Origin of the sequence: Phenylobacterium sp., from assembly GCF_031984885.1 — a bacterium.
Taxonomy (GTDB): domain Bacteria; phylum Pseudomonadota; class Alphaproteobacteria; order Caulobacterales; family Caulobacteraceae; genus Phenylobacterium.
In genome coordinates this window covers 165,165-189,932 of the sequence record NZ_DAMABV010000003.1, presented here as the reverse complement: position 1 = coordinate 189,932, position 24,768 = coordinate 165,165, and the positions used below count along the sequence as shown (strand labels likewise).

At 65.6% G+C, this 24,768-nt stretch carries 18 protein-coding genes; 8 read left to right on the top strand and 10 right to left on the bottom strand.

The window, feature by feature from the left end:
- Positions 1-14: 14 nt before the first annotated feature.
- The 5 genes from RTL41_RS06580 to RTL41_RS06560 all read right to left on the bottom strand — a co-directional run bounded on the left by RTL41_RS06580 (position 15) and on the right by RTL41_RS06560 (position 6,188).
- The gene (locus RTL41_RS06580) at positions 15-659 is read right to left on the bottom strand and encodes a PEPxxWA-CTERM sorting domain-containing protein (RefSeq protein ID WP_312162560.1); all 645 of its coding nucleotides are present in this window, start codon (positions 657-659) and stop codon (positions 15-17) included.
- A 234-nt stretch (positions 660-893) separates the two neighbouring features.
- A complete protein-coding gene (gene alaS / locus RTL41_RS06575; RefSeq protein WP_312162558.1) occupies positions 894-3,533 on the bottom strand; it encodes an alanine--tRNA ligase in 2,640 nt (879 codons plus the stop codon).
- Positions 3,534-3,785: 252 nt separating this feature from the next.
- Complete coding sequence (gene recA / locus RTL41_RS06570; RefSeq protein WP_312162556.1) at positions 3,786-4,856, bottom strand: recombinase RecA; 1,071 nt, start codon at positions 4,854-4,856, stop codon at positions 3,786-3,788.
- Positions 4,857-5,023: 167 nt separating this feature from the next.
- The gene (locus RTL41_RS06565; RefSeq protein WP_312162554.1) at positions 5,024-5,590 is read right to left on the bottom strand and encodes a hypothetical protein; all 567 of its coding nucleotides are present in this window, start codon (positions 5,588-5,590) and stop codon (positions 5,024-5,026) included.
- A gap of 364 nt (positions 5,591-5,954) precedes the next feature.
- Positions 5,955-6,188 carry a helix-turn-helix transcriptional regulator gene (locus tag RTL41_RS06560; protein WP_312162908.1) on the bottom strand — a complete coding sequence of 78 codons (234 nt, stop codon included), beginning with the start codon at positions 6,186-6,188 and terminating at the stop codon, positions 5,955-5,957.
- Here RTL41_RS06560 and RTL41_RS06555 point away from each other — a divergent pair.
- Positions 6,187-6,921, top strand: a complete 735-nt coding sequence (locus tag RTL41_RS06555) for a hypothetical protein (protein ID WP_312162552.1) — start codon at positions 6,187-6,189, stop codon at positions 6,919-6,921. The two genes, RTL41_RS06560 and RTL41_RS06555, sit on opposite strands and share 2 nt — an antisense overlap.
- On the opposite strand, the gene RTL41_RS06550 is transcribed toward RTL41_RS06555, so the two are convergent.
- Complete coding sequence (locus RTL41_RS06550) at positions 6,918-7,745, bottom strand: CRISPR-associated endonuclease Cas1 (RefSeq protein ID WP_312162905.1); 828 nt, start codon at positions 7,743-7,745, stop codon at positions 6,918-6,920. The genes RTL41_RS06555 and RTL41_RS06550 overlap by 4 nt on opposite strands.
- Positions 7,746-7,855: 110 nt before the next feature.
- Positions 7,856-9,118 carry a hypothetical protein gene (locus tag RTL41_RS06545; RefSeq protein ID WP_312162550.1) on the bottom strand — a complete coding sequence of 421 codons (1,263 nt, stop codon included), beginning with the start codon at positions 9,116-9,118 and terminating at the stop codon, positions 7,856-7,858.
- Positions 9,119-9,193: 75 nt separating this feature from the next.
- Here RTL41_RS06545 and RTL41_RS06540 point away from each other — a divergent pair, with 75 nt between their 5' ends.
- The 3 genes from RTL41_RS06540 to RTL41_RS06530 are packed head-to-tail and all read left to right on the top strand — an operon-like array spanning position 9,194 to position 13,248.
- Positions 9,194-9,763 carry a hypothetical protein gene (locus RTL41_RS06540; RefSeq protein WP_312162548.1) on the top strand — a complete coding sequence of 190 codons (570 nt, stop codon included), beginning with the start codon at positions 9,194-9,196 and terminating at the stop codon, positions 9,761-9,763.
- Positions 9,764-9,771: 8 nt separating this feature from the next.
- A complete protein-coding gene (locus RTL41_RS06535) occupies positions 9,772-10,134 on the top strand; it encodes a hypothetical protein (protein WP_312162546.1) in 363 nt (120 codons plus the stop codon).
- A 3-nt stretch (positions 10,135-10,137) separates the two neighbouring features.
- Positions 10,138-13,248, top strand: a complete 3,111-nt coding sequence (locus RTL41_RS06530) for a helix-turn-helix transcriptional regulator (protein WP_312162545.1) — start codon at positions 10,138-10,140, stop codon at positions 13,246-13,248.
- A 75-nt stretch (positions 13,249-13,323) separates the two neighbouring features.
- Here the strand turns inward: RTL41_RS06530 and RTL41_RS06525 are convergent, their stop codons facing one another.
- The 3 genes from RTL41_RS06525 to RTL41_RS06515 form a co-directional block, all read right to left on the bottom strand.
- Positions 13,324-14,172, bottom strand: a complete 849-nt coding sequence (locus RTL41_RS06525) for a hypothetical protein (protein ID WP_312162542.1) — start codon at positions 14,170-14,172, stop codon at positions 13,324-13,326.
- A 173-nt stretch (positions 14,173-14,345) separates the two neighbouring features.
- Positions 14,346-15,068, bottom strand: a complete 723-nt coding sequence (locus RTL41_RS06520; RefSeq protein WP_312162539.1) for a hypothetical protein — start codon at positions 15,066-15,068, stop codon at positions 14,346-14,348.
- 700 nt (positions 15,069-15,768) lie between these two features.
- Positions 15,769-18,231 (bottom strand): TonB-dependent receptor, encoded by a 2,463-nt coding sequence (locus RTL41_RS06515; RefSeq protein ID WP_312162537.1) that lies wholly within the window; start codon positions 18,229-18,231, stop codon positions 15,769-15,771.
- A 283-nt stretch (positions 18,232-18,514) separates the two neighbouring features.
- Here RTL41_RS06515 and RTL41_RS06510 point away from each other — a divergent pair, with 283 nt between their 5' ends.
- The 4 genes from RTL41_RS06510 to RTL41_RS06495 all read left to right on the top strand — a co-directional run bounded on the left by RTL41_RS06510 (position 18,515) and on the right by RTL41_RS06495 (position 24,589).
- Positions 18,515-19,078, top strand: coding sequence for an RNA polymerase sigma factor (locus tag RTL41_RS06510; protein ID WP_312162535.1), 564 nt, complete (start codon positions 18,515-18,517; stop codon positions 19,076-19,078).
- On the top strand, positions 19,041-20,066 hold the full coding sequence (locus RTL41_RS06505; protein ID WP_312162533.1) for a FecR domain-containing protein: 1,026 nt from the start codon (positions 19,041-19,043) through the stop codon (positions 20,064-20,066). The genes RTL41_RS06510 and RTL41_RS06505 overlap by 38 nt, the downstream gene beginning before the upstream one ends.
- Before the next feature lie 70 nt (positions 20,067-20,136).
- The gene (locus RTL41_RS06500; protein WP_312162532.1) at positions 20,137-21,627 is read left to right on the top strand and encodes an amidohydrolase; all 1,491 of its coding nucleotides are present in this window, start codon (positions 20,137-20,139) and stop codon (positions 21,625-21,627) included.
- Between the two features lie 202 nt (positions 21,628-21,829).
- On the top strand, positions 21,830-24,589 hold the full coding sequence (locus tag RTL41_RS06495) for a M14 family metallopeptidase (protein WP_312162530.1): 2,760 nt from the start codon (positions 21,830-21,832) through the stop codon (positions 24,587-24,589).
- Positions 24,590-24,768 lie beyond the last annotated feature (179 nt).

Sequence of the window (24,768 nt, the reverse complement as noted above, 5' to 3'; positions counted from 1 at the left end):
TGACCTGGCTCGGGTCAGGCCGCGACGAGGCTCTCGCGACGACGGCGGATGGCGACGCCGGCTAGGCCGAAGCCGGTGATCATCATCGCCCAGGTCGCCGGCTCCGGAACCGCCGACGGCAGTTCGACGAGCTTGAACCTGGCTTCCACGACCGCGCCGTATTGCTGGCCCGGGTTGGTTTCGGGATTGAACAGGGACCAGTCGCCCCAGTTGAAGTTGGTGTTGTTCAGCGAGACCTCCAGCTTGCCGCCGTTGCCGAAGGTGTAGGTGGCCGGGCCATCCCACTCGACGCGGCCGCCTTCCTTGAAGACGCCCCAGACGCCGAAGGTCTCGCCACCGATCGGACCGCCCGTCCACGGGCCGGTCGGAGACGAGAACTGCAGTTGAACGAAGATGTTGCTGCGAGCCAGGTCGTCCCAGCCGATGTCGGCTTCGTTGGTCCAGATCGAGAAGAGGCCGACCGGGGCGCTGGTCACGCCGACTTCCAGCGGCAGGCTGAAGCTGTTGAAGTTGCCGGTCTGCACGACCAGGCCAGGATCGACGTTGTTCGCCTGGATGGTGTTGACGGTCCCGGAGAAGACCGTGGCGGCCTCGGCAGCCGGAACGGCGGCGAAGCCAAGGGCGACCGCCGCGGCCGCAGCGGGCAGATACCTGAACATAAAACCCATCCTTACGTTGATCGCGCACCCCGCGAGGCGCCCCTCTAGATGGTGAATTAAAGCCTAAACGTGGCCCCCTCAACGTAACTCGCCCCACGCGGGTATCTGAATTTTACATTCGCCGATCGACGTTCGACTTGGGCGACAGGCCCGCGCGACGCCCCGACAGCAGGCGCGAAAAAGGGGCGCGAAGGTCACCCTTCACGCCCCTGAATCTGCATCCATCGCGGCGAATCAGGCGCTCAGCAGAGCCTTGACCGCGGCGAGCCCCTCGGCCGCCTTGGCGCCGTCCGGGGCGCCGCCCTGGGCGAAGTCGGGCCGCCCTCCGGCGCCCTGGCCGCCCATGGCCTGGACGGCGGCCTTGGCCAGATCGACCGCGCTGAACTTGCCCGCGGCCGCCCCGGTCACCGCCACGGTGACCGCCGCCTTGCCGTCGGCCGAACCGACCAGCGCGATGACCCCGTCCGGCAACTGCTTCTTGAACTCCTCGGCGATCGGCCGAAGGTCCTTGCCCCCGACGCCGTCCATGACCCGGGCGATGACCTGCACCCCGCCGATCTCTTCAGGACCAGCCGGCGCCCCGCCCCCGCCGCCGCCCATGGCCAGTTGGCGCTTGGCGTCGGCCAGCTCCTTCTCGAGCTTGCGGCGCTGCGCTTCAAGCGCCTCGACCCGCGCGGCGACTTCGACGACCGGAACCTTGAACTGGTCGGCCAGGGTCTTGGCGACGCTCGCCTGCTCGATCAGCCAGCGGCGCGCCGCTTCTCCGGTCAGGGCCTCGATCCGGCGCACGCCGGCCGCGACGCCGCCTTCCGAGACGACCTTGAAGAGGGCGATGTCGCCGGTGCGCGCGACGTGCGTGCCGCCGCAGAGCTCGACCGAATAGTCGCCCTCGCCGCCCAGCGCCTTGCCCAGCGAGAGCACGCGGACGGTCTCGCCGTACTTCTCGCCGAACAGGGCCATGGCCCCGGCCTCGATCGCCTTCTCCGGCGCCATCTCCTGGGTCACCGCCGGCAGGTTCTGGCGGACGACGGCGTTCACCTCGGCCTCGATGCGGTCGATCTCGTCGGCGCTCAGCGGACCGCCGTGGCTGAAGTCGAAGCGGATGCGCTCGCCGTCGACCATCTGCCCCTTCTGCGAGACGTGCGGGCCCAGGACATTGCGCAGGGCCGCGTGCAGCAGGTGGGTGGCCGAGTGGTTGGCGCGGGTCGTGGTGCGCAGGTCCGGATCGACCGCCAGGCGCGCCTCGACGCCGGGCGCCAGCTCACCCTGCAGGATCTCGATCTCGTGCACGAAGAGGTCGCCGGCCTGCTTCTGGGTGTCGAGCACCCGGGCCTTGCCGCCGTTCCACTCGATCTCGCCGACATCGCCGGCCTGGCCGCCGCTCTCGGCGTAGAAGGGGGTGCGATCGAACACCGCCAGCACGGTCTCGCCGCTCTTGGCGGCGTCGACTTCAGCCCCGCCGGCCACCAGGGCCAGCAGCTTGCCGGTGGCTTCGGTGGTGTCGTAGCCGAGGAACTGGGTCGCCCCGAGCCGCTCGCGGATCGCGAACCATTCGGCGCCTTGCGCGGACTGGCCAGAGCCGGTCCAGGCCTCGCGCGCCTGCTCGCGCTGGCGCTTCATGGCGTCCTCGAAGCCCGACAGGTCGACGCTGATGCCCTTGTTGCGCACCGCGTCCTGCGTCAGGTCCAGCGGGAAGCCGTAGGTGTCGTAGAGCTTGAAGGCGGTTTCGCCCGACAGCATGTCGCCGGCGTTCATCTTGGCCGTCGCTTCGTCCAGCAGGGCCATGCCGCGGCCCAGGGTGCGGCGGAACCGCTCCTCCTCCTGGCGCAGGGTCTCGACGATCACCGGCTCGGCGCGGCGCAGCTCCGGATAGGCCTCGCCCATCTCGGCGACCAGGACCGGCGCCAGGCGGTGCATCAACGGCTCTTCGGCGCCCAGCAGGTGCGCGTGGCGCATGGCGCGGCGCATGATGCGGCGCAGCACATAGCCGCGGCCTTCGTTCGACGGCGAGACGCCGTCGGCGATCAGGAAGCTGGTCGAACGCAGGTGGTCGGCGATGACCCGGTGCGAGGGGCCGTTTGTGCCGTCGCCCACCAGGTTCTTCGAGGCCGCGATCAAGGTGCGGAACAGGTCGACGTCATAGTTGTCGTGCACGCCCTGCAGCACGGCGGCGATCCGCTCCAGCCCCATGCCGGTGTCGATCTGCGGCTTGGGCAGGTCGATGCGCCGGCCGTCGGCGAACTGCTCGAACTGCATGAAGACCAGGTTCCAGATCTCCACGAACCGGTCGCCGTCCTCGTCCGGGCTGCCCGGGGGGCCGCCGGGGATGTGCGCGCCGTGGTCGTAGAAGATTTCCGAGCACGGGCCGCAGGGGCCGGTGTCGCCCATCGACCAGAAATTGTCGCTGGTGGCGATGCGGATGATCTTCCCGTCCGGCAGGCCGGCGATCTTCTTCCAGAGCTCGGCCGCCTCGTCGTCGGTGTGGTAGATCGTGACGCACAGCTTCTCCGCCGGAATCTTGAATTCCTTGGTCAGCAGCGTCCAGGCGTGCTCGATCGCTCCGGCCTTGAAATAGTCGCCGAAGGAGAAGTTCCCCAGCATCTCGAAGAAGGTGTGGTGGCGGGCGGTGTAGCCGACATTGTCGAGGTCGTTGTGCTTGCCGCCGGCGCGCACGGACTTCTGCGAGGACGCGGCGCGCGGCGCCGGCGGGGTCTCGGCGCCGGTGAAGTAGTTCTTGAACGGCACCATGCCCGCATTGACGAACAGCAGGGTCGGGTCGTTCTGCGGCACGAGGGGAGCCGACGGAATGATCAGGTGATCATTCTTCTCGAAGTAGCCCAGGAACGCAGCTCTGATTTCGTTGAGGCTCGGCATGGCTCGTCGGACGTTTGAAACGGAAAAATAGATAAGGGCTCGCGCATCGTTGCGCCGCCCCGCGCGCGACCGTTTACGGATTTTGTCGGCGCCCGCAAAGGAAAAGGACGCTTGGACGGTCTGCGTCCAAGCGTCCTTACGCATCACGGAGAACAGCCGCGCGGGGGCTCGGCCTGCTCGGGCGGGTCCGGACGTCGGGTTGGACGCGTCCGGTTCCGAGAGGCCGTGGCGGCCGCTCCGCGACGCGGATCCCTAGTCTTCGGTCCCTTCCTCGCCGGTCGGGCCGACCAGCAGCTCTTCCTCGATCACTTCCTTGGCGCCGCGGACCTGGCGTTCGATCTGCTGGGCGATGTCGGGGTTGTTCTTCAGGAATTCACGAGCGTTGTCGCGGCCTTGGCCGATCCGCGTCGAGTTCCAGGAGAACCATGAGCCGGACTTCTCGACCACGCCGGCCTTGACGCCCAGATCGATGATCTCGCCCAGCTTGGAGATCCCCTCGCCGTACATGATGTCGAACTCGACCTCGCGGAACGGCGGGGCGACCTTGTTCTTCACCACCTTCACGCGGACATTGTTGCCGACGATCTCGTCGCGCACCTTGACCGAGCCGGTGCGGCGGATGTCCAGGCGCACCGAGGCGTAGAACTTCAAGGCGTTGCCGCCCGTGGTCGTCTCGGGGCTACCGTACATCACCCCGATCTTCATGCGGATCTGGTTGATGAAGATGACCAGGGTGCCGGCCTTGGAGATCGAGGCGGTCAGCTTGCGCAGGGCCTGGCTCATCAGGCGGGCCTGAAGGCCGGGCAGGCTGTCGCCCATTTCGCCCTCGATCTCGGCCTTCGGCGTCAGGGCCGCGACCGAGTCGATGACGATGATGTCGACGGCGCCCGAGCGCACCAGGGTGTCGGTGATCTCCAGCGCCTGCTCGCCGGTGTCGGGCTGCGACACCAGCAGGTCGTCGAGGTTCACGCCCAGCTTGCGGGCGTAGGCCGGATCGAGCGCATGCTCGGCGTCCACGAAGGCCGCGACGCCGCCCGCCTTCTGGACCTCGGCCACCACATGCAGGGCGAGCGTCGTCTTGCCGGAGCTTTCCGGACCATAGACCTCGACCACGCGGCCCTTCGGCAGGCCGCCGATGCCGAGCGCGATATCAAGGCCCAGCGAGCCGGTCGAAACCGCCTCGACCTCGATCTGGCTCTTGGAGCCAAGTTTCATCACCGAGCCTTTGCCAAAGGCCCGATCGATCTGCGCAATCGCCGCTTCCAGAGCGCGTTGCTTATCGCCTTCTTCTCGTCCCACGAGCTTTAACGCCGACTGACTCATTGCAAGGGCGCTCCTTGTTTCATGATTCCAACCCGACAGTCCGAAGCCCGAGAGCGTCGTCGGTCGCTGAAACAAGGCGTACGCGCTTTGTTCCAGGTTCACAAGATGTTCTTTTCGCACCCAGCGCCGGGATATAGGCACCGGCCGGGTGAGCCACGATCTAGGCACTACCCTCGTGAACCGCCCCCATCCATGTGGGCGGCTAATATGCGGGCGACCTCGGTGGCAAGGCTGTTTGGGTCCTTCATGGCTCTTTGAACCGCCGAAGCTCTGTGAGCTTGGTCGAAGGTGTCCTTTAGGTCGGTAACAAGCTTCTGTAGCTGCGCAGCTTTGCTCGCGAGTAGCCGGATGTCCTTGACTGTGAAGCGCGGCTGATCTGGCTTGTTCTCAATTGCACGAGCCCCGCCGAAGGGAATGAAAACTGGTCCGTCACCCCCATAGGCGATCATCGAATGGGCAGCCTGATTGCGCTTCCCACCAATGTCTTTCGCTAGCTTCGAAATCCTTATCAGCGTCGGGCGCTGATCGGGGAACAGCGTAGCAAAGGCCCTCAGCAGGTCGCATTTGCGCTGAAAATCCAGCGTGTTGATCAGCGGAACAGCGAGCCCGTTTCCCTGAAAGCCGGCGAGGCTCGCGATCAGGAGTGAGAGGCCTAACTCTAGCGCATTGTGAAGCACGATTAGCTCGCCGAGCTTTTGATGAGCATAAGCCATCTTGGCGTCAGTCGCTGGCAAACAATCCTCCGTCCGGTTTTCTGGTCACGTCGTCACGGTATACCCACGTGGATTTCTTCGAGCTTGAACCATCCATTTGCGATCAGTTGGTCCCACCCGCCCCATTGAGACCAAGTTGGTAGCCTATGAAAACGATCTCTCGGAAAGATCTCTTCAAGGACGTTTGTGCGCGTCCGCTGACCAAGATCGCGCCTGAGCTAGGAATCAGCCACGTCGCGCTTCGGAAGATTTGCGACCGCCACGAGATTCCGACGCCTGGGCGGTGCTATTGGGCTCAGGCCACAAGCAGCAGGAGATTTCATCCGCCGCCGTTCCGGTCAGCCGAGGATCCGCATCTGAACGACGCTAGGGCGATGGGACCTACTTAGTCCGGCCTAGCCAGTCTCACGCCCTCGCCTCTTTCGCCGGCAGCAAGAAACTCGACGCCGGCCCGAGCCAGCGCTTTTTCAACGGCGGCTAGCGTGCTCACTCGCGGGTCGACTTGGCCTCGTTCTAGGCGATTGATCGCGTTCACGGACACAATCGCCTTGTCCGCTAGCTCTTGTTGAGACCAGCCCAACAAGCCGCGCGCTGCCCTGATCTGTCGCGGTGTGACCATGACGGCCAACCAGCGTCATTGCGCGAGGGCTCGCCACCATAAGGTATTTATTGAACCTTATGAGGTGTATATTACACCCATTAGATCCACATTTCGGGCTTTGAGCGTGATGGTGCGAATTACTGATTCGATTAGGAACTTCGCCGTCGCTTCAGCGATGTCCCTATTGGCTATCGGCAGCGCGTCTTCTGCTGATTTTAGCCATGCGGGCGCCCGCAAAACGCAAGTCATCTGGCAGGCGCTGAAATCTACTGAGGTCAACGGCTTCAGGACCGGGATGTCCATTAAGGAAGTCGCATCCCGCATTACCCTGCGCCCGCTCGGCAATGGGGACTTCCAGGCCTCGGGGGGCGGCACCACCTATGGGTTCGGCTTTACGCCTTTAGGCCGTCTCTATCGCATCGATTCCGCGCAGCCGCTTGGCCGCTTCGTCCCGGATCACGCAACCGCAAGGGAGCTGACAGCACGCCTAACGGCGAAGTTTGGCGAACCGAACCAAAACCAATTGCCGGGCGGTCCGGCAGCTTGGACGCGATACATGACGATGCCGTCGCCCGACGGGCGACGGCAAGAAGCACGACAGGCTCAAACCCTGTCCGTCATGTTCCAAGGCGGGCGCAGCGCGCAGGTTGAGCTCTGGATCAAGCTCGTAGATTTCTCCATCCTTTGGGAGGACAACGCGCGGATCAACGCCAGCCCCAAGACAAGGGCGGAGGACGCGATCCGCTTCTAGGGCGTGGGCGTCGGCGAGATGACCAGTTCCGCGATCCACTTAGCGAGCTGGGGTACGAGCCGGCAGACGCCATTGGATTTCAGTACGAAATCGGCCCCGGTCAAAGGCGTCTTCAGCATGAACCTCAGAACCTTTGCATCAACCTCGGCACGCCGAGATTCGATCATGTCGAACACCCAGGCGAAGGCGTCACCATCCTCGCGGTCGTGATGCATGATGCCGCGGCGAGGGTCGTAGCCTTTAGCGATCGCTTCGATGTGAACCTGACTGCTAAGCATCCCGTAGGCGTAGTTCAGCACCGCGTTCATCGGGTGCTTGGCGTTACGATTTGAGAGTGAGCGCCCTTTGCCGGACGAACCACGCGGGCCAATGGTGAGCCACGCGTCAGGTACGGGATGCTTCCACTTGGAACGCCAGACCAAGGGCAGTCCTTGCCATGCGCTGAAGTAGCTCGCCGCCGCGGCGGCTTCGGTCATTCGCACCTCATCGACCGAGCGCACGAAGCCGCCACGAATGCGATTGATCGCCGCCTCGGCCCGACCAATCGCAACCATGCGGCTCGGGCTGTCGGGAATGACCTCAACGAGCGTCCGGAGACTGGCCTCGATCTTGGCCGCGATGAGATCGCAGCAGAACGCCAACCGGCGCGCCGGATCGTTACGCGTATCGATCTGCCACTGGACCTTTTCCGGGCTCATCGCGAAGCCCGCTCCGCCGATCACGCTCACGACCTCGCCCTGATAGTCCAATCTGACCAGCGGAATGCCTTGGGCCGAAAGCCAGGACATCACGTCAAAGGACAGTGTTCCGCTGCCATCCAACATCACGATGCGAGGTGGTAGATCCCGAGCGCCCTTGAAGAGGCGATATTCAACGCGCTCTTGCGGCCAGTGGGTGAAGCCATCGCGGATTAGGAGGGTGCCTTTGTCTACCTTCAGAGAGACGCCATGCCCGCAGAGAATGAGTGGTTCGGCTCTGCGTCCTCGCGTCGGATGATATCGTCGAGTGACCGTCTTGAAGGCGTTCCAATGCTCATTGCGAGCAGCCCAGGCGACATCGTCTTCGAGGATTTCCGCCATTGCTCCCACGGTCGAAAGTCGGGCTTTGGAAACGTGTAACCCGCTAATTCTTCTAGCAATTTCTCGTACTCTTGAGAATCCCAGAACGCGCGTTTCAGTCGTTTTGGCCCTATCAATTTGCGCATTTCGGGGTGCGTTGTCTGAAGGTCGCGGAAGTAGTTCGCAGTTAGCCAGATCGCCTCGGCTCGATCGGCCAGCGCTGCAATTTCAAGGCTCGACAGGAGCGAATTTGATTGCTGACGGAGACGGGCAAAGCCGAGCGTGATTTGGAAGATCACCGGCATGCTCATCGTCCGAGCTATGTAGGCGGCCGTCCGTAGTCCGAACGCTTGCGGGCCGTAGATCCACGCCAGCGCATCGTGGAGGCAGTACGCCATCTTCAAGGTGTTGCGAACATCGTCACGAGCGGATCGAATTTCGGAATCCGAGAGATCCTGAAGGTTGGTTTTGGAGGTGACGCCGGAATAGTCGGAAAGCACCTGGCCGAGGCCTGGCGCTAGGTGAAGGGGATCTTCAAAGATGCGATCGCCTTCCGCGCTCGGAAAATCGAAGGCGATCAAGGCCACGTCTTCGGACGTGAATTCATCTCGATCCGATGCTGGGGGCTCGAACCGCTCGAACGCTCCGGTAAGCACTTCGATGCCGAGGTTCATCAGCCGGGCTAGCTGTGGTTCGTCGAGCCGGCGCGCCCACTTGGCTAGGATGCCTGTGGAGCCGCCACGCGCAACCGCCCTCTCCCCAAGCGTCATCTCGTCGCGATCACGCCGGATGAACTTGAGACAGATATCGGTTATCCGCCGAGTAACGCGGTCGGCCCCCTCTAGCTGCTCCCGCCAATATCGATCATCGACTTCAAACCCGGCAGCCCAAAGGACCGCACCGGCCTCTTTGAAGTCACGCTTCACATCAAGCGCACGTTCGATCGCGCGTACCTGCCGGACGGCCGTCGCCGGGTGTTCCACGATGCTGCCGCGATAGTTCGGACGCTGGCGAGGTCGCGGAAGCAACAGGCCTTCATTGCGCCAGCGCTCATGCTGCCGGGGCGTGGAGGTGCAACCCAAGCTCACCAGCCCAGCATCGAACTCCGCTTGTGATATCCACCCGCCCGCCACGACCAAGAGCTCCCCGCGAACGGCCAATTCCCGCTGATTCGCATCGCTGATGGTCGCGCTCCACCAGAAAGGAGCGCAACCATGGCGCGGAAACGTAACTACAAGCTGGAGTACCAACGCCGCATTCAACGCGGGATGACGAGCGGTAAGAGCCGCTCCGCGGCGCGCGGCCATCCCCGAGCGGCCGATCTCCCGAGGGCTGAGAGTTCGCCGATCGACCGGACCGCGCCGGTTGAACGGGCGCTCACGAAGATGCGGCGCGGGCTGTGGCAGGCCGAAGCGGCGAGGTCAGAAGGCGTGACCGTGGAGCGGTTGCGGCGTCACCGGCTCCTGAACACGGCGTCTCAGCTCCAGCGCGGGAAATGGGTGATCTTCGACGCGCGCCCTCAAGCCTATTGGATTGCGGCGGCGGGTAAGCTCCTGAGCGTAACCTTGCCGAATGACGAGGGCAGCGCGGTCAGCGCCTATTGGCGAGCCGTCGATGCTTTCCTCTATTCGAATGACGACGCGCATCCGCACCCGTTCGAAGGCGAGGGTGTGTTCGATCTGCGGGGGCGCTTCCATCAATACGAGACCCGGCCCAACGTCCTGCGCCGGCTCGAAGCGGTCGGGGAGCTGAACTTCATCGAAATCTACGCCGACGTGCAGTGACGAAGGCCATGGAAGAGAACGAGCGCTATCGGCGGCGGCTGAAAGTTCGGCACCACGCCCTCCGTCGACTTAAGGTCGCCAACGTTCATTGCATCTGCGGAGAGGCCGATCCGGTGTGCTTCGAGGCTGATCACATCTACCGGCAAGACCTCGACGGCGCGTGCTGGGCTATCTGCAAAAACTGCCATGCGAAACGGTCGGCTCGTGGCTGGTCCGAGCACCCGCCGGTCAGACCGGGACCGCATGATCCCCGAGAGCGATTGGCCCACCTGCTGTTGGGCGCTTCCGACTACCTGGAATTCATCGCCAGCCACCTTCGCCTGGCCGCGGCTTTCCTCCTGGGCGAACTGGCACCAACCACCATGGAGTAAGTCATGACCGAGTCCGACAGGGGACCGACGACTGACGCCCCTGTCGATCGGCTCGTCATCCAGTTGCGAGCCTATGTGGCAGGGCGGAACAAGCGGGGTGGTCGCCGCGCCGCAAGGCCGTGGACGTCCGGAATTGCGGTCGTCTTCGATACGGAGACGGTGATCGACGCGTCCCAAAGACTGCGATTTGGCGTCTACCAAGTTCGCGACCGCGGTCAGTTAATCGAGCGGGGCCTGTTCCATGACGATGACGCGCCCGGCGAGGACCTGGCGGCGTTGCGGGCGCACTTCGCCACGCTGGAACCGAGTGAGACCGGTGAAGAGCTCAGGCTGCTGAGCCGCGCCGAATTCGTCGAACGGGTCATCTTCGGTTGGGGCTTGGAAGTCGGCGGTCAGATCGTCGGCTTCAATCTCCCATTCGACCTTTCCCGCATCGCGATTTCCCACACCTACGGAAAAGGCACGATGAAGGGCGGCTTCAGCTTCACTCTGGCTGAAGGTCGCCCCAACCTGCGCATAAAGCACCTCTCCCAGCGCGCCGCCTTCATCAACTTCGCCGGCAAGAACGGCGACGACAAAACGCCCGACCGTGGGTTCTTCGTGGATGTGAAGACGCTTGCCGCGTCGCTCACCGGCCAGTCGCACTCATTGCAGAGCTTGAGCAAACTCCTTCGGACGACGCCGAAGAGCCCTCTCGACAGCTACGACGGTGCGATCACGCCCGAGATGATCGGCTATTGCATGAACGACGTGCAGGCGACGTGGGAGTGCTTCGAGAAGCTCGCCGAGCGGTATGCCGGCTTCGGCCTGGCGCAGACCGGCATGCATGAACTCTACAGCGAAGCCAGCCTCGGCAAGGCCTACCTTCAGGCCATGGGGATCAACCCCTGGCAGGAGGTCCAACCGGACTTTCCGCCCGAGCTGATCGGTCAGATCATGAGCACCTACTTCGGCGGGCGCGCCGAGGTGCATATCCGCCGCGAGATCACTCCGGTGATCCACTGCGACTTTCTCTCCATGTATCCGACCGTCTGCACGCTCATGGGCCTTTGGCGGTTCGTGATCGCGGACGGCATGACCTGGCTCGATGCGACCGAGGAGGTCCGAGCGTTCGTTGACGGCTGCGATCTTGCGCAGCTCCGCGCCCCGGCGATCTGGCGCGAGCTGCATTGCATCGTGCAGGTCCGCGCGGACGACGACGTGTTCCGGGTGCGAGCGCAGTATGAGCCGGAAGGCCCGGCCACTATCGGGGTCAACCGGCTGACGAGCCGGGAACCGATGTGGTTCACGTTGGCCGATGTCCTCGCGGCCAAGCTCTTGAGTGGCAAGACGCCCGAGATCATTGCGGCGACCAGGTTCGCACCGATGAAGCCGCAGGCTGGGTTGAAGAGCGTCGTCCTTGCGGGGGCGGAGGTGCGGCCGGCCACTGATGATTTCTATGCGCTGCTGATTAATCAGCGTCGTCGCGCCCAAGCGCAGGAGGACGCTGCCACGGGAGATGACAAGGCCGGATACAACGCGATTCAGCAGGGCCTGAAGATCCTCGCTAACTCGACCAGCTACGGCATCTTCGTTGAGCTGAACGTTCAGCAGCTCGACAAATCCCGCGTCGTCCTCTGCTACGACTTTCGTGGCGTCGGGCGGAAGATGACCACGAGCAAGCTGGAGGACGCCGGCCGCTACTTTCACCCGCTGCTCGGAAGCCTGATCACCGGTGCAGCCAGGCTCATGCTTGCCTTGGCGGAGCGGAATGCTCTCGATCAGGGTTTGAGCTGGGCGTTCTGCGACACCGACAGTCTCGCCATCGCCAATGCGGCCAACCTCAACAAGCGCGACTCTATCGACCGGGTGAAGGCTGTGCTGGTCTGGTTTGAGCCGCTGAATCCCTACGAGGCGAAGGGTTCCATCCTCCAGTTGGAGAAGGTCAATTTCCCGCCCGGCCAACACCGGAATCCTGACGCGCTGCTCCCGGTAAACTGCCTGGCGATTTCGGCGAAACGCTACGTCCTTTTCGACCGTGCGGCTGGCAGCGCGCCGGTCATTCGAAAGGCGTCCGCCCATGGCCTGGGTCACATGTTGCCGCCCTACAAGGATCCCGATCCCACGCGCGTCGGGCGCATTGGTGTGCAGCTCTGGCAGGAGGAGCTCTGGCGCCAGATTGTCCTTGCCTACGACCTTGGCCGCCCTGATCAGCCCGACTTAAGCGGCCTTGCTGGATTGGATCAGCCTGCGCCAACTCGATACGCCGTGACCAACCAAGCGCTCATGGCCTGGTTCAAGGGATACAATCAGCGGATTCCAGAGCACGAGCGCGTCCGCCCGTTCAACTTCCTGCTCACCTTCCAGGCCAAGTCGCGAATGGAGATGGCAAGCACCGATCAGGAGGGGTTGGGAGCGGCCGCATGGAATAGGCGGACACCAAAGCCGGCGTCGCGATACTCCTCAAACATCGTGGAGGATCGTCCTGACGTCTTCGATCGAGCGACAGGTGAACCCGTTCCGTGGAATTGGTTGAGGTCGTACCGGCGTGCGTTGGCCGCTCATCATCTCCACTCCGAGAGCAAGTTCCTCGGTGGCGAGGGCAACGCGCGTGGACCGTTGATGCGCCGACATGTGGAAGCGTGGGCCGTTATTCCGATCGGCAAGGAGGCTGACAATCTCGAAGAGCGGGAGGTGTTCGGCGCGGGCGAAGGCGCGGTCGAGTGGGAGCTTGCGCGTGCAGATCGCCAGCGATTGCTCGCCGACATCACGAGTCTTCAAGCGTCGCACCATATTAGCGATCGAACTTTGACCGACGCGGCGCATGTATCGCACCATACGCTCAACGCTCTTCGGAACGGGCGTCCGATGACATCAACGTCGGTTCTGAGGTTGGCCTGCGCCGCTGAGGAACTTCGGCGGGACGCGGTTTCTCAAGCGGCCGAGCGGACCGGTTGGCTTGAGAAGTTGCATGCGCTTCGGGAGCGCGTGGGAAGCGGGAACCGACTTGCGGACCTACTCGGCGTCAGCAGGCCGTATCTGCACCGGGTGATGAGGGGAACTAAGCCGTTGACGAATGAACTCGTGGATCGGCTTGAAGCCGTGCTCGACAAGGCGGCGCTGCCGGGCTCGTAGATAGCATGTCCCTAAGTGTTAGGCCGCTTCGGGCTCCAAGACGACGTTGAGAAGGTCCGCTAGTTGGCGCCGAGCCTAAGGGTCAAGGGGGACCGCGTCATACACCTGGGTGACGATGTACATTTTCGGTTCGTCGTCGATCACCTGAACGAGCACGTCAACGATGTACCCGGTGTTCGCAATGGGGTTTGCACCGTCGCGGCGGATCGCGTCTTTCGGATCGCCGCTAACGCCCTTGCGGAAGTACGTCGGCATAGCCTTGTCGCTAACCTCCGGCACGATGGCTCGATCGTGAGTCTTGCCCTTCTCGCGACCAGCGGCGCGCGAGGCCACGTCGAAGTACAGCAGCACCTCGGACAAGGGCCTTGTCGCCGTTGCAGGCTTATCCGGCTGTGTTTCGAGGGACCGGTCAATCGCCAGCGCTGCTCGGTTGATCGCCGCCTCGTCGAATGCGTACTCCACCAGCACTTCGCGATCCCCGTCGCGCTCATGGTAGCGCGCGTGGCTGATCGCCAGCTGAGACCTTGCCCTACCCGTGAGAGGCTTCACGAACTCCCTGAGGTCTGCGGCGTCTTCTCGCGGCGTTGCGGGCACCGCCGCGCTGGTTTCCATGCCAGAGAATGCACGCAGTGCGCGGTTCAACCGGTTGGCAAAATCGGCAATTGTGACCGAATGGTCCATGGCCATGTAGGCTTGGCCCACGATCACGGCGTATGGCGCAACTTCTGCAATCACGCTGCCGCTTGTAAGCTTGGTCACATAGAGCTTGGGGGCAGTTTCAGTGGCCTCGTCGGCCCGATAGTGGCGCGCGTACATGCGAGCCAACGCTGCGAAGCTGTCGGTCAACTCCGTTAGCTCGATCGGGCCACCCGGGTCCAGATAGAGGACAAGCCGGTCGCCCACCTCCCCTAACTCGGCGGCCATTCAGCGCTCCCACGTTACTGCGGCAAGCTATGCCTTAGACAGGCTAGTGGTCCACCCTTGAGGTGGTCGCGCGTACGTTCGGTCGCGGGAATCCGCCGCTCTCGCGCCTCACGAACCGAGCTTCATGCCCGGCGGCGGGCGCGCAGGGCGTAGAAGGAGCGGCTCGCCGTGGTTCAGCCCCGGCCGCCCGGATTTTTGCGTTTGCTCTCCCGCAGCTGCTTCAGCGCCCAAGCGGGCCATGCGGTACGGGCCTGGTGTTGGCGGATGCTCTCCGGCGCCCGGGCGAGGAGCCGGGAAGAGACTCTTGGCCAGGCGACGTTCTCTTGTCGGTGGCGGCGTTGCTCGACGCAGTTGCCGATCAGCCGGACGTAGTCGCGCACGTCCACTGCGGCGTCGCGGCAGGCGCGGTATTCGGTGAGCAACTCCTTCTCGGCAATCTTCTGAGCCCGCCGGTTATGGGCCCAGGTGTGGGCGCGGACCTCGCCGACCTTGAGGAAGTGCGCGCGGTCTTGGATGGACAGGGCATCGACATCGACGACGAGGTGGAGCGGCACGTGGACTGCGTTGTTGCGGCGATCCTCGATGTCACCAATCTCGGTAAGCAACCAAGGAACGTAGAGGCGAAGCTCTTCGGTCCAGCCGGGCGGTTCACGCTCCATCTCGCCCACGGCTTTGCCGAGCCACTTGCGCTTCTCGCCATCCACGCGCGAGCGTTGCCATTCCTCCAGCTGGGCCGTGCGCACGCTGCGCGTCAGCACGATACCGTAGAGGCGGCCTAGGTGCTCATGTAGGTCGTTCCAGGCCAGAGCCGCTTGGCCGATGGCGAGGGCGTAGGGGCGGAAGGGTCCTTCGGTGAACCTCACGCCCATCAGCGACCGCAGAGCTTCAGACGGCACGAGTCGCCTCCGAGTTTTTGTCGGGCGAAGGATAGCATGCACGGCGCGTTGCGGTCGGCGAAGGCGAGGTGGCCTCGCGGCTGGGTTTCAACGCGGGCTCCTGGCGCCCGGCGGTCATTCAACCGCCTGAACCGTCAACGGCCCGAAGGCGGACGGGCGCAACGTCTCTTCGGGGTGGCTTGGCGACACTGCACCGGCTGGTCAGCGGGGAAGCCTGAGAACCCTTTTGACGATCAGAAGCAAGGCGACCAATGGGAGAGCCCCGGCCGCTCCCGCCGCGCCAATTAGCCACGGCCGCAGGCTCGGGCCCCACCTATTGAATACGTCGAACCATTCGGACGGGGCGGCCTCGATCCAGAGCAGGAGCGGGACGCCATACGCAAAACAACAGAGCGCACTGGCGGTCGCCTCAACGAGGTCAGCTTTCCAAGATCGCATCTAGGTCCGGGGTTTATGGTGCTCGCGCATTGTTGCGCCCTCACCGCAGGTCTGCAACGGGTCGCAAGGGGGCGGTGCTAGGTGTCCGCTAGCGGACCTCAACCGGCGTCCGCTTCTCGGCTTCGCGCCAACTTCCGCTCATGGCGCAATGCCGCCGAACGGCCCCTGGTGCCCAGATCGCGGCTCATCCGGCCGGTGCCTATATCCCTTCGCACCCAGCGCCATCATGCGTCCGATCCTGACGCACCGCCAGCGGGGCCGTTCAGAAATCGTAGGTGGCGGTCAGGCCGAAGCGCCGCGGACGCGGCTCGAACGCCAGGGGGTGCCGTCCGGTGGTGGCGAAGCTGGGGTCGTCCGTGCCGGTCAGGTTCTCGACATAGGCGCCCACGCTCCAGGAGCCGCCGCGGAGCACGGCCCGCGCATTGACCAGCCAATAGTCGCCGAGCGCGACGTCCACGCCGACGCCCGGCTTGAAGGTGCTGTGCGAGGGGCCGACGAAGGCCGCGTCGGTCCGGACCATCAGCTCGAGGCCGCCCGACAGGTCGCGGCGATATTCCAGCCATGCGTCGGCCGCCACCCGCGGGATCGCCGGGATGCGGTCGCCCGCCGAGCCCAGCCCGACCCCATCGTCGCTGGCCTGGTCGCTGGTCAGGATCGCGTCGGTGAGCGCCAGGTTCGCCCCGCCCCGCAGCGCCGGATTGATCACGAACGCGGCGTCGGCCTCCAGCCCGTTCACCCGCGCGCGCCCCAGATTGGTGATGAACGAAAACGCGCCGTTGGTGCTGTTGGCCGTGTACTGCATGTCGCGCCAATCGATGTGATAGAGCGCCGCATTGAACGCCAGGCGATTGTTCAGCCAGGTGCTCTTCAGGCCGATCTCATAGTTCCAGAGGCCGTCGGCGCCATAGGCCGACAGGTTCGGCGGCAGCCCGGGCACGGTGTTCACCCCGCCCGGACGGAATCCCTGCGAGGCCTGGGCGTAGCCCATCGCCGCCGGACCGAAGCGATGGCTGGCCAGCAGCTTGAGACTCCAGCCGCTCTCCTCCGTCGTGTTGTGGAAATTGGCCTCGGTGGTGTTGGAGATCACATTGACCACCAGCGCCTGGCCTCTCGTCCGCTTGTCATAGGCGAAGTGGCGCGCGCCCAGCACGAAGGAGGTGTCGCGGTCGGCGCCGAGCGTCACCTCGCCGAAGACCGCCTGCTGGGTCAGGCGGCTGTCGACGATGCGCCGGCCGGTGAAACCCTCGCCGGGGCGCGGCAGGCCGGTGGCGGCGTCGCTGGCGATCACCTGGCTGTCGATCGTGTCCGTCCGCACTTCCCGGAACAGCCCCGCCGTCCAGGCCAGGAAGCCCGGGGTTTCCGACTGCAGGCGCACTTCCTGCACCTCCGCCTTCAGGTCGATCGGCTGGTAGAGAAGGCCCGGCGCACGGCTGTCGACATAGGCCGAATAGATATCCAGTTGGGCCGGCGTGCAGGTCGCCGTCGCCGCCAACTGGAGATAGCGCTTGCAGCCTTCGAGGCTGAGGCGTTCGGTCTGCAGCGTGCCGGTGTAGTCGATGTGGCGCGTGCTCTTCCAGGTATAGGAGGCCGCGTTGGCCGAGAGCCGCATCCCCGAGAACCGCCAGCTCAGCGCGCCCTCGTACATGGTGGTGCGGCTGTCGAACGGCGTGCGGACGTAGCCGTAGGAGACGTAGGGCGGCGCCTCGGCCCAACTGGCGCTGGTGTCGCCCTCGTGGGTGTCCTGGTGCGCGGCGGTTAGGTTGACCTGGAGGTCGCCCTCGAACTGGAAGCCGACCCCCAGCCGCGCGCCCCACGTGGAGGCTTCGTTGACGCCTTTCAGGCCCAGGCGCGCATTGTCGATATAGGCCGGGTCGCGCCGGTGATAGGCGGCCAGCCGCACGCCGACCTGGTCCTGCACGACCGGCTGGTTGAGCACCACGGTCTGGGCCTCGCCCCAATAGCCGGCGTTGGTCGACAGCTCGCCCGCCAGCGACGCGCTGGCCTGGGAAAGGTCGGGCCGCTTGAAGACCACCTTCAGGGCGCCGCCCATGGCGCTGGAGCCGTAGAGCGTGCCCTGCGGCCCGCGCAGCAACTCCAGCCGCTCGACGTCGACCAGCAGGAACTCGGGCGACGAGCCGCCGGGATCGGCGGTGGTCCCGCTGGGCCCGGTGACCGGGATGTCGTCATAATAGAGCGCCGTCGTCGCCTCGCCCGAGCCGTAGACGCCGCGCAGGCTGAGGCGGTTGCGGCCGGTGCCGGTGCTCGTCTGGGTCAGGCCCGGCAGCAGGTTCGTCGCCTGGGTGAAGGTCGCCGCCCCGGCGCGGGTGAGCTCTTCGCCGGAGAAGGCGCGCACGGACATCGGCGTCAGGCGATCGAGAGTCGGGCGCCGCAGGGCGGTCACCACCACGCCCTCGACCTCGGCCTCGGTCTCGACTTCGCCCCTCTCGGGCCTGGCGCGTTCGACGAGATAGCGGCCCTGGAACTCGCGCCAGGTCAGGCCCGACCCGCGCAGCAGCGCGTCCAGCGCCGCGCCGGCTTCCATTCGCCCCGACACGCCCCTGCTGCGCCGGCCCTCGACCATCGCCGGGGTGAACAGGATGTCGCGGTCGCTCTGGGCCGAGAACATCGTCAACGCGCGATCGAGAGGCGCCCCGGACGGAATCGAGAACTGCGCCTGGCGGCCGGCGGCCAGAGCCGACGTCCCGGGCAGGACGGCGCACGACACGCACGCGACAACGATCCCGAGACGGAGAATACTCAACGGCTACAAGGCTCCGCGCCAACGCCACGGCCTTCCGACAGCCAGCCTTCTATGACCAGCCGAATGCGCCAGCCAGTGCGCTCTTTGCCGCTCTCCGCCCACATGGCGCCGACGACCGCCCCACCGTTGCCCGAAAACCCAGCACGGGGACCGCCAGGCGACTCCCCTTCCCAAACGTCATTGACCTGGGCGCCCCCATCAACAACCATGACTGCAATAAGACAATCGGGGTGTTCAGGATTTTTCCATGGCGTGGGCGGAAACGACCGGAGCCAGGGGCGAGCCGGAGGGGTTGGCGCATGCCTCGCTCCCCTACCAGCAAGCCTTACGCGCCTTCTTTCGGCGCAGGGCCGACGGGCACGAAATCGACGACCTGATTCAGGAAGTGCTGCTCCGGCTGCACAACCGTCGCAATGGCGGCGAGGTCACCAACCTCTCCAGCTTCATTTTCCAGACCGCCACCAACGTCCTGCTGGACCGTCGGCGCCGCGACACGGTGAGGCGCCGGGGCGCGCATTGTGAACTCGAAGAAGCCCACCATCCGCTGGACGAACTGTCGCCCGACAGGATTCTGCAGGCCAAGCAGACGGCTTCCGTGGCCCTGGAGGCCCTGAACCAGCTCTCGCCGCGCACCCGCGCGGCATTCATGCTCGTCCGCTTCGAGGGCTTGAGCTACAAGGCTACCGCGGCGCAACTTGGCATTTCGGTCAGCGCCGTCGAAAAACACGTCACCAAGGCTCTACGGATCGTCTCGATCCGGCTGCAGGAAATCGATGAACGACAACCAACGACAAATCGGTCCTTCCGGTAGCCCGGACGCCGCGTCGTGGTTTGTGCGGTTGCAACGCCATCCCGGCGACATGGATGTGCGGCGCGAGTTCGAGACCTGGCTGGCGGCTGATCCGGCGCATGGCGACGACTGGGCGAGCGTCAACGGAGCCTGGGGCCGCCTGGGCGCCCTGAAGGACGATCCGCAGGTCCTGGCCGCCCGCGAGGCGCTGAAGGCCGAGCTGGCCGCCGAGCGTCGGCGTCCGCACATGCGCTGGGCTGCGGGAATCGCGGCGGCCGTGGTCACCGGCGGCGCCGTGCTGGGCTTCGGCTCCTGGCAGCAGGCCCAGCGTCAGACCGATGCGCCGGTGACGGCCCAGGCCGCGCCGGCCGCGCTCGCCGTCTATCGCACCCCCGTCGGCGGCCAGCAGACCATCACCCTGCAGGACGGCTCGAAGGTCACGCTCAGCACCGACACCGAGGTGCGCCTGACCGAATGGGATCGCCGCCGCGGCCTGACCCTGGTCCGGGGCGAGGCCTATTTCCAGGTCGCCAAGAACCCCGAGAAGCCGTTCGTGGTCGCCGCGGCCGGCCGCACGGTCACCGCGCTCGGCACCGCCTTCGACGTCCGCGTCGATCCGGGCCGATGGTCGGTCAGCCTGGTCGAGGGCAAGGTCCGGGTGAACGGGGCGCATGCGAGCGTCGAGATGACGCCCGGCCATCATCTGGTCCAGACGGGCGACGCGCCCTGGAGGCTCGAGCAGCGCAACCTCGCCGACCTGACGAGCTGGCGCGACGGCAGCCTGGTCTTCGAGAATCGCCCGCTGGCGTCCATCGTCGAGGAAATGAACCGCTACTCCACGCGCAAGGTGCGGATCGCCGACGCCGGCCTGGCGGCCACGCCGCTCAGCGGCCGCTTCAAGTCGGGCGACGTCACCGGCTTCGTCGCCACGCTGGAAGCCTATGGCATGGCCAGGGCCAGCCGCAGTTCGGCCGGCACGATCGAGCTTCTCCCGCCCGCGGGGGAGTGAGGAAACCCGCCACGCCTGCGTCTTGAAGGGGAGCGCCGGCGCCCTTATGCGCTGGCGTCCTGGAGGACCCATGAAGATGATTTCGAAGGCGCTGGCGACCAGCGCGCTCTGCGCTACGGCCTGGCTCGCCGCCACGGCCGCCACCGCCGCCCCCCTGAGCGCGGCCGACAAGGGCCAGCTCACCGCGGCGGTCGACGCGTTCACCCCGAAGATGAACGACGCGGCCCTGAAGATCTGGAGCTATGCCGAGCTCGGCTACCAGGAGACCAAGAGCACTGCGGTCCTCCAGGACCAGTTGAAGGCGGCCGGCTTCAAGGTCCAGGCCGGCGTGGCCGGCGAGCCGACCGGCTTCGTCGCCAGCTTCAAGAACGGCAGCGGCCCGGTCATCGCCATCCTGGCCGAGTTCGACGCCCTGCCCGGCCTGTCGCAGGCCGCCGTTCCCACCAAGCAGCCGGTCTCGGGCCAGGATAACGGCCACGGCTGCGGCCACAGCCTGTTCGGCGCGGCCTCGGTGGCCAGCGCCGTCGCGCTGAAGCAGTGGATGGTCGCCAACAAGGTCCAGGGCGAGGTCCGCGTCTACGGCACCCCGGCCGAAGAAGGCGGTTCGGGCAAGGTCTACATGGTCCGCGACGGCCTGTTCAACGACGTCGACATCACCCTGCACTGGCACCCGGGCAACACCAACTCGGCCAACCAGGGCACCTCGATGGCCAACATCAGCGGCAAGTTCCGCTTCTATGGCCAATCCAGCCACGCCTCGGGCGCGCCGTGGGCCGGCCGCTCGGCGCTCGACGGCGTCGAGATCATGAACGTCGCCAACAACTACCTGCGCGAACACATCCCGGACCGCACGCGGATCCACTACGTGGTCACCAACGGCGGCAAGGCCCCGAACGTCGTTCCCGACTTCGCCGAGGTCTACTACTACGTCCGCAACGCCGACCCGAAGATCGTCGTCGACGTCATGGAGCGCGTGAAGACCGCGGCCCAGGGCGCGGCCATGATCACCGGCACCAAGGTCGAGTTCGAACAGACCGGCGGCGTCTACAACCTGCTGCCCAACGACGTGCTGGGCAAGGTCATGTACGATTCGCTGAACAGCGTCGGCGGCATCACCTGGACGCCGGAAGAGACCAAGTTCGCGCAGGAGCTGGCCAAGTCCCTGCCGAACGGCGGCGGCGACCTGAGCTCGGTCGGCAAGATCCAGCCCTACAAGAACGCCGACACCTCCGGCGACGCCGGCGGCGGCTCGACCGACGTGTCGGACGTCTCGTGGGTCACCCCGACGGTGGGCCTCTCGACCGCCACCTTCGTGCCCGGTTCGGCCGGCCATAGCTGGCAGAACGTGGCGGCGGCCGGCATGAGCATCGGCCTCAAGGGCGCGGCCGTCGCGGCCAAGACCCTGTCGATCACGGGCGCCGAACTGCTGTCGAACCCCGAGCTGATCGAACAGGCCAAGGCCGAGCTGAAGCAACGCCAGGGTTCGGACTTCACCTACAAGTCGATGGTCGGCGACCGCAAGCCGCCGCTCGACTACCGCAAGGCCGGCGGCGCCGAGTAAGCCGCCCCGACGGGATCGGGCCGAGCGGTCCGGTCCCGTCATTTTTTCTGTGCACCGGTATCCTCCCGTGCCGTGAAATTGATCCGCAACCAGAGGTGCGGAATCGAAGCGCCCTTGCGTCTCGTCTACTGAGGCAGGTCCATTGGTAGGACTGCCTGTTCAGGCAAACGTGACGGGGGATGGAATGACGCGAAAACACGCAATGACGGGCGCCGCGCTGGCGCTGGTCATGATCATGGGCGGAGCCGCGAACGCCGCGACCGTAACCCCGCCGAGCGAGGCCTTCGCCCAGAACCCGGGCAGCGACTACTTCCTCGCCGACTACACGGCCTACGAGGCCTATCTCAAGACCCTGGCCAGCCAGTCCGACCGCATGAAGCTGGTCGACTTCGGCAAGTCCGAAGAGGGCCGCACCCAGTGGATGGCGGTGGTCTCCTCCCCCGCCAACCTCGCCAAGCTCGATCACTACAAGTCGATCTCCAAGCGCCTGGCCAAGGCCGAGGGGCTGAGCAAGGAAGAGGCCGCCAGGCTCGCCGCCGAAGGCAAGGCCATCGTCTGGATCGACGCGGGCCTGCACGCCACCGAGACCGTGACCTCCCAGGGCCAGATCCAGGTGCTCTACCGCATGCTGTCTCAGGACGATCCCGAGACCCTGCGCATGCTGGACGACGTGATCATCCTGTTCGCGCACGACAACCCGGACGGCATGGAGCTGGTGTCCGACTGGTACATGCGCCACGACGACCCGAAGAAGCGCGAGTTCCACTCGATCCCGCGCCTCTACCAGAAGTACGTGGGCCACGATAACAACCGCGACAGCTACATGTCGCAGATGGCCGAGACGACCAACGTCAACAAGCAGTTGTTCCGCGAGTGGTTCCCGCAGATCATCTTCAACCAGCACCAGACCGGCCCGACCGGCATGGTGGTGTTCGTCCCGCCGTTCCGCGACCCGTTCAACTACAACTACGACCCGCTGGTCATGACCTCGCTGCAGGAAGTCGGCATGGCCATGCACAGCCGCCTGGTCGCCGAGGACAAGCCCGGCTCGGGCGCCCGCAGCGCGGCCTCCTACTCCACCTGGCACAACGGGATGGAGCGCTCGATCGCCTACTTCCACAACTCGATCGGCCTGCTGACCGAGATCATCGGCGGCCCGACCCCCGAGACCGTGAAGCTGGTGCCGAACCTGCAACTGCCGAACGGCGACCGTCCGATGCCGATCGCGCCGCAGACCTGGCATCTGTCGCAGACCGTCGAGTACCAGTGGACGATGAACCGCGCGGTCATCGACTACGCCTCGCGCAACCGCGAACGCCTGCTGTCCAACATCTACAAGATGGGCGCGAACAGCATCGAGCGCGGCTCCCGGGATAGCTGGACCGTCACCCCGACCAAGATCGACCTGCTCAACGAAGCCGCCAAGGACGCCAAGCCCGCGGGCGAGGACGAGATGATGGCCTCGTTCTTCGGCCGGGCCGGCGCCGTCGATCCGAGCCTCTACAGCGTCCTGCGGACCCCGGAATCGCGCGATCCGCGCGGCTTCATCATCCCGTCGGACCAGGCGGACATGCCGACCGTGACGGCGTTCGTGAACGCGCTGATCAAGACCGGCGTCGACGTCGAGCGCGCCACCAAGCCGTTCAAGGTCGGGGCCAAGACCTACCCGGCCGGCTCGTATGTGGTGAAGGCCGCCCAGGCCTATCGCCCGCATGTCCTCGACATGTTCGAGCCGCAGGACCACCCGCACGACACCGAGTATCCGGGCGGCCCGCCCAAGGCGCCCTACGACGTCACCGGCTACACCCTGGCCTACCAGATGGGGATCAAGTTCGACCGCATCCTGGACGGCTTCGAAGCCCCGACCGAGCGCGTGCCCGACCTGGTCTCGGTGCAGCCGGGTTCGGTGAAGGGTTCGGGCAAGGCCGGCTGGCTGATCAGCCACGAGACCAACAAGAGCTTCACCCTGACCAACCGCCTGCTGAAGGCCGGCCAGCCGGTGTTCTGGCTCAAGGACGGCGCCAAGGCCGGCAAGGAGAGCTTCGGCCCCGGAGCGATCTGGGTGCCGGCCTCGGCCGAGGCCCAGTCGGTCATCGCCCAGGGCGTGAAGGATCTGGGCATCGACGCCTACGCCGTCGGCGCCAAGCCGGCCGGCGAGGCCACCGCCCTGAAGCCGATCCGGGTCGGCCTGGTCGACGTCTATGGCGGCTCGATGCCCTCGGGCTGGAACCGCTGGCTGTTCGAGCAGTTCGAGGCCCCCTTCGAGGTGGTCTACCCGCAGCGTCTCGACGCCGGCGACCTGGGCAAGGACTACGACGTCCTGGTCTTCGCCGACGGCGTGATCCCGGCCCCGCAGGGCGGTCCCTTCCGGGCCGGCCGCAGCTTCCCGCAGCCGAAGGTCGACGACATCCCGGCCGAGTTCCGGCCGTGGCTGGGCGCCATCACCGACGACAAGACGCTGCCGCAGGTGGCCGACTTCGCCAAGAACGGCGGCACGGTGATCACCATCGGCTCCTCCTCGCGCCTGGCGACGGTCATCGGGGCTCCGGTGGACGTGGCGGTCGCCAAAAAGGACGGCGACAAGCTGGTGGGGCTCTCGACCAAGGAATTCTACATTCCGGGGTCCGTGCTGCGCGCCAAGGTCGATAACCGCCAGCCGCTGGCCTATGGCCTGCCGCAGGACATCGACGTGTTCTTCGACCGCAGCCCGACCTTCAACCTGAAGGCCTCGGCCACCGGCGTGGCCAAGGTGTCCTGGTTCGACACCGACGCTCCGCTGCGCAGCGGCTGGGCGGTCGGCCAGGAGAAGCTGAAGGGCTCGACGGGCGTCCTCGACATCGATGTCGGCAAGGGCAAGCTGTTCGTGATGGGCCCGGAAGTGACCCAGCGCGCCCAGTCCTACGGGACCTTCAAGTTCCTGTTCAACGGCATGCTCTACGGCCCGGCGGTCGCCAAGCCGTAGATCCGCGGCATAGACGCCAGGGAGCGCCGGGCCTTCGGGTCCGGCGCTCTTTTTTTGCCCGGGCGCCTGGCCGACCGCGCAAACAAGAAGGGCGCCGGTCTTTCGACCGACGCCCTCCACCGCCAAGGACGCAGCGGCTTGTGGCGACAGGGGCGGTGGGGCCGCCCCTGCCTCCGGTA

Coding starts and splice junctions, on each gene's coding strand:
- RTL41_RS06510 (WP_312162535.1), top strand. CDS start 18,515: ATGGCGTGGGCGGAAACGACCGGAGCCAGGGGCGAGCCGGAGGGGTTG.
- RTL41_RS06580 (WP_312162560.1), bottom strand. CDS start 659: ATGTTCAGGTATCTGCCCGCTGCGGCCGCGGCGGTCGCCCTTGGCTTC.
- RTL41_RS06530 (WP_312162545.1), top strand. CDS start 10,138: ATGACCGAGTCCGACAGGGGACCGACGACTGACGCCCCTGTCGATCGG.
- RTL41_RS06535 (WP_312162546.1), top strand. CDS start 9,772: ATGGAAGAGAACGAGCGCTATCGGCGGCGGCTGAAAGTTCGGCACCAC.
- RTL41_RS06495 (WP_312162530.1), top strand. CDS start 21,830: ATGACGGGCGCCGCGCTGGCGCTGGTCATGATCATGGGCGGAGCCGCG.
- RTL41_RS06540 (WP_312162548.1), top strand. CDS start 9,194: ATGGCGCGGAAACGTAACTACAAGCTGGAGTACCAACGCCGCATTCAA.
- RTL41_RS06505 (WP_312162533.1), top strand. CDS start 19,041: ATGAACGACAACCAACGACAAATCGGTCCTTCCGGTAGCCCGGACGCC.
- RTL41_RS06560 (WP_312162908.1), bottom strand. CDS start 6,188: ATGGTCACACCGCGACAGATCAGGGCAGCGCGCGGCTTGTTGGGCTGG.
- RTL41_RS06500 (WP_312162532.1), top strand. CDS start 20,137: ATGAAGATGATTTCGAAGGCGCTGGCGACCAGCGCGCTCTGCGCTACG.
- RTL41_RS06525 (WP_312162542.1), bottom strand. CDS start 14,172: ATGGCCGCCGAGTTAGGGGAGGTGGGCGACCGGCTTGTCCTCTATCTG.
- alaS (WP_312162558.1), bottom strand. CDS start 3,533: ATGCCGAGCCTCAACGAAATCAGAGCTGCGTTCCTGGGCTACTTCGAG.
- RTL41_RS06550 (WP_312162905.1), bottom strand. CDS start 7,745: ATGTTGGATGGCAGCGGAACACTGTCCTTTGACGTGATGTCCTGGCTT.
- recA (WP_312162556.1), bottom strand. CDS start 4,856: ATGAGTCAGTCGGCGTTAAAGCTCGTGGGACGAGAAGAAGGCGATAAG.
- RTL41_RS06555 (WP_312162552.1), top strand. CDS start 6,187: ATGACGGCCAACCAGCGTCATTGCGCGAGGGCTCGCCACCATAAGGTA.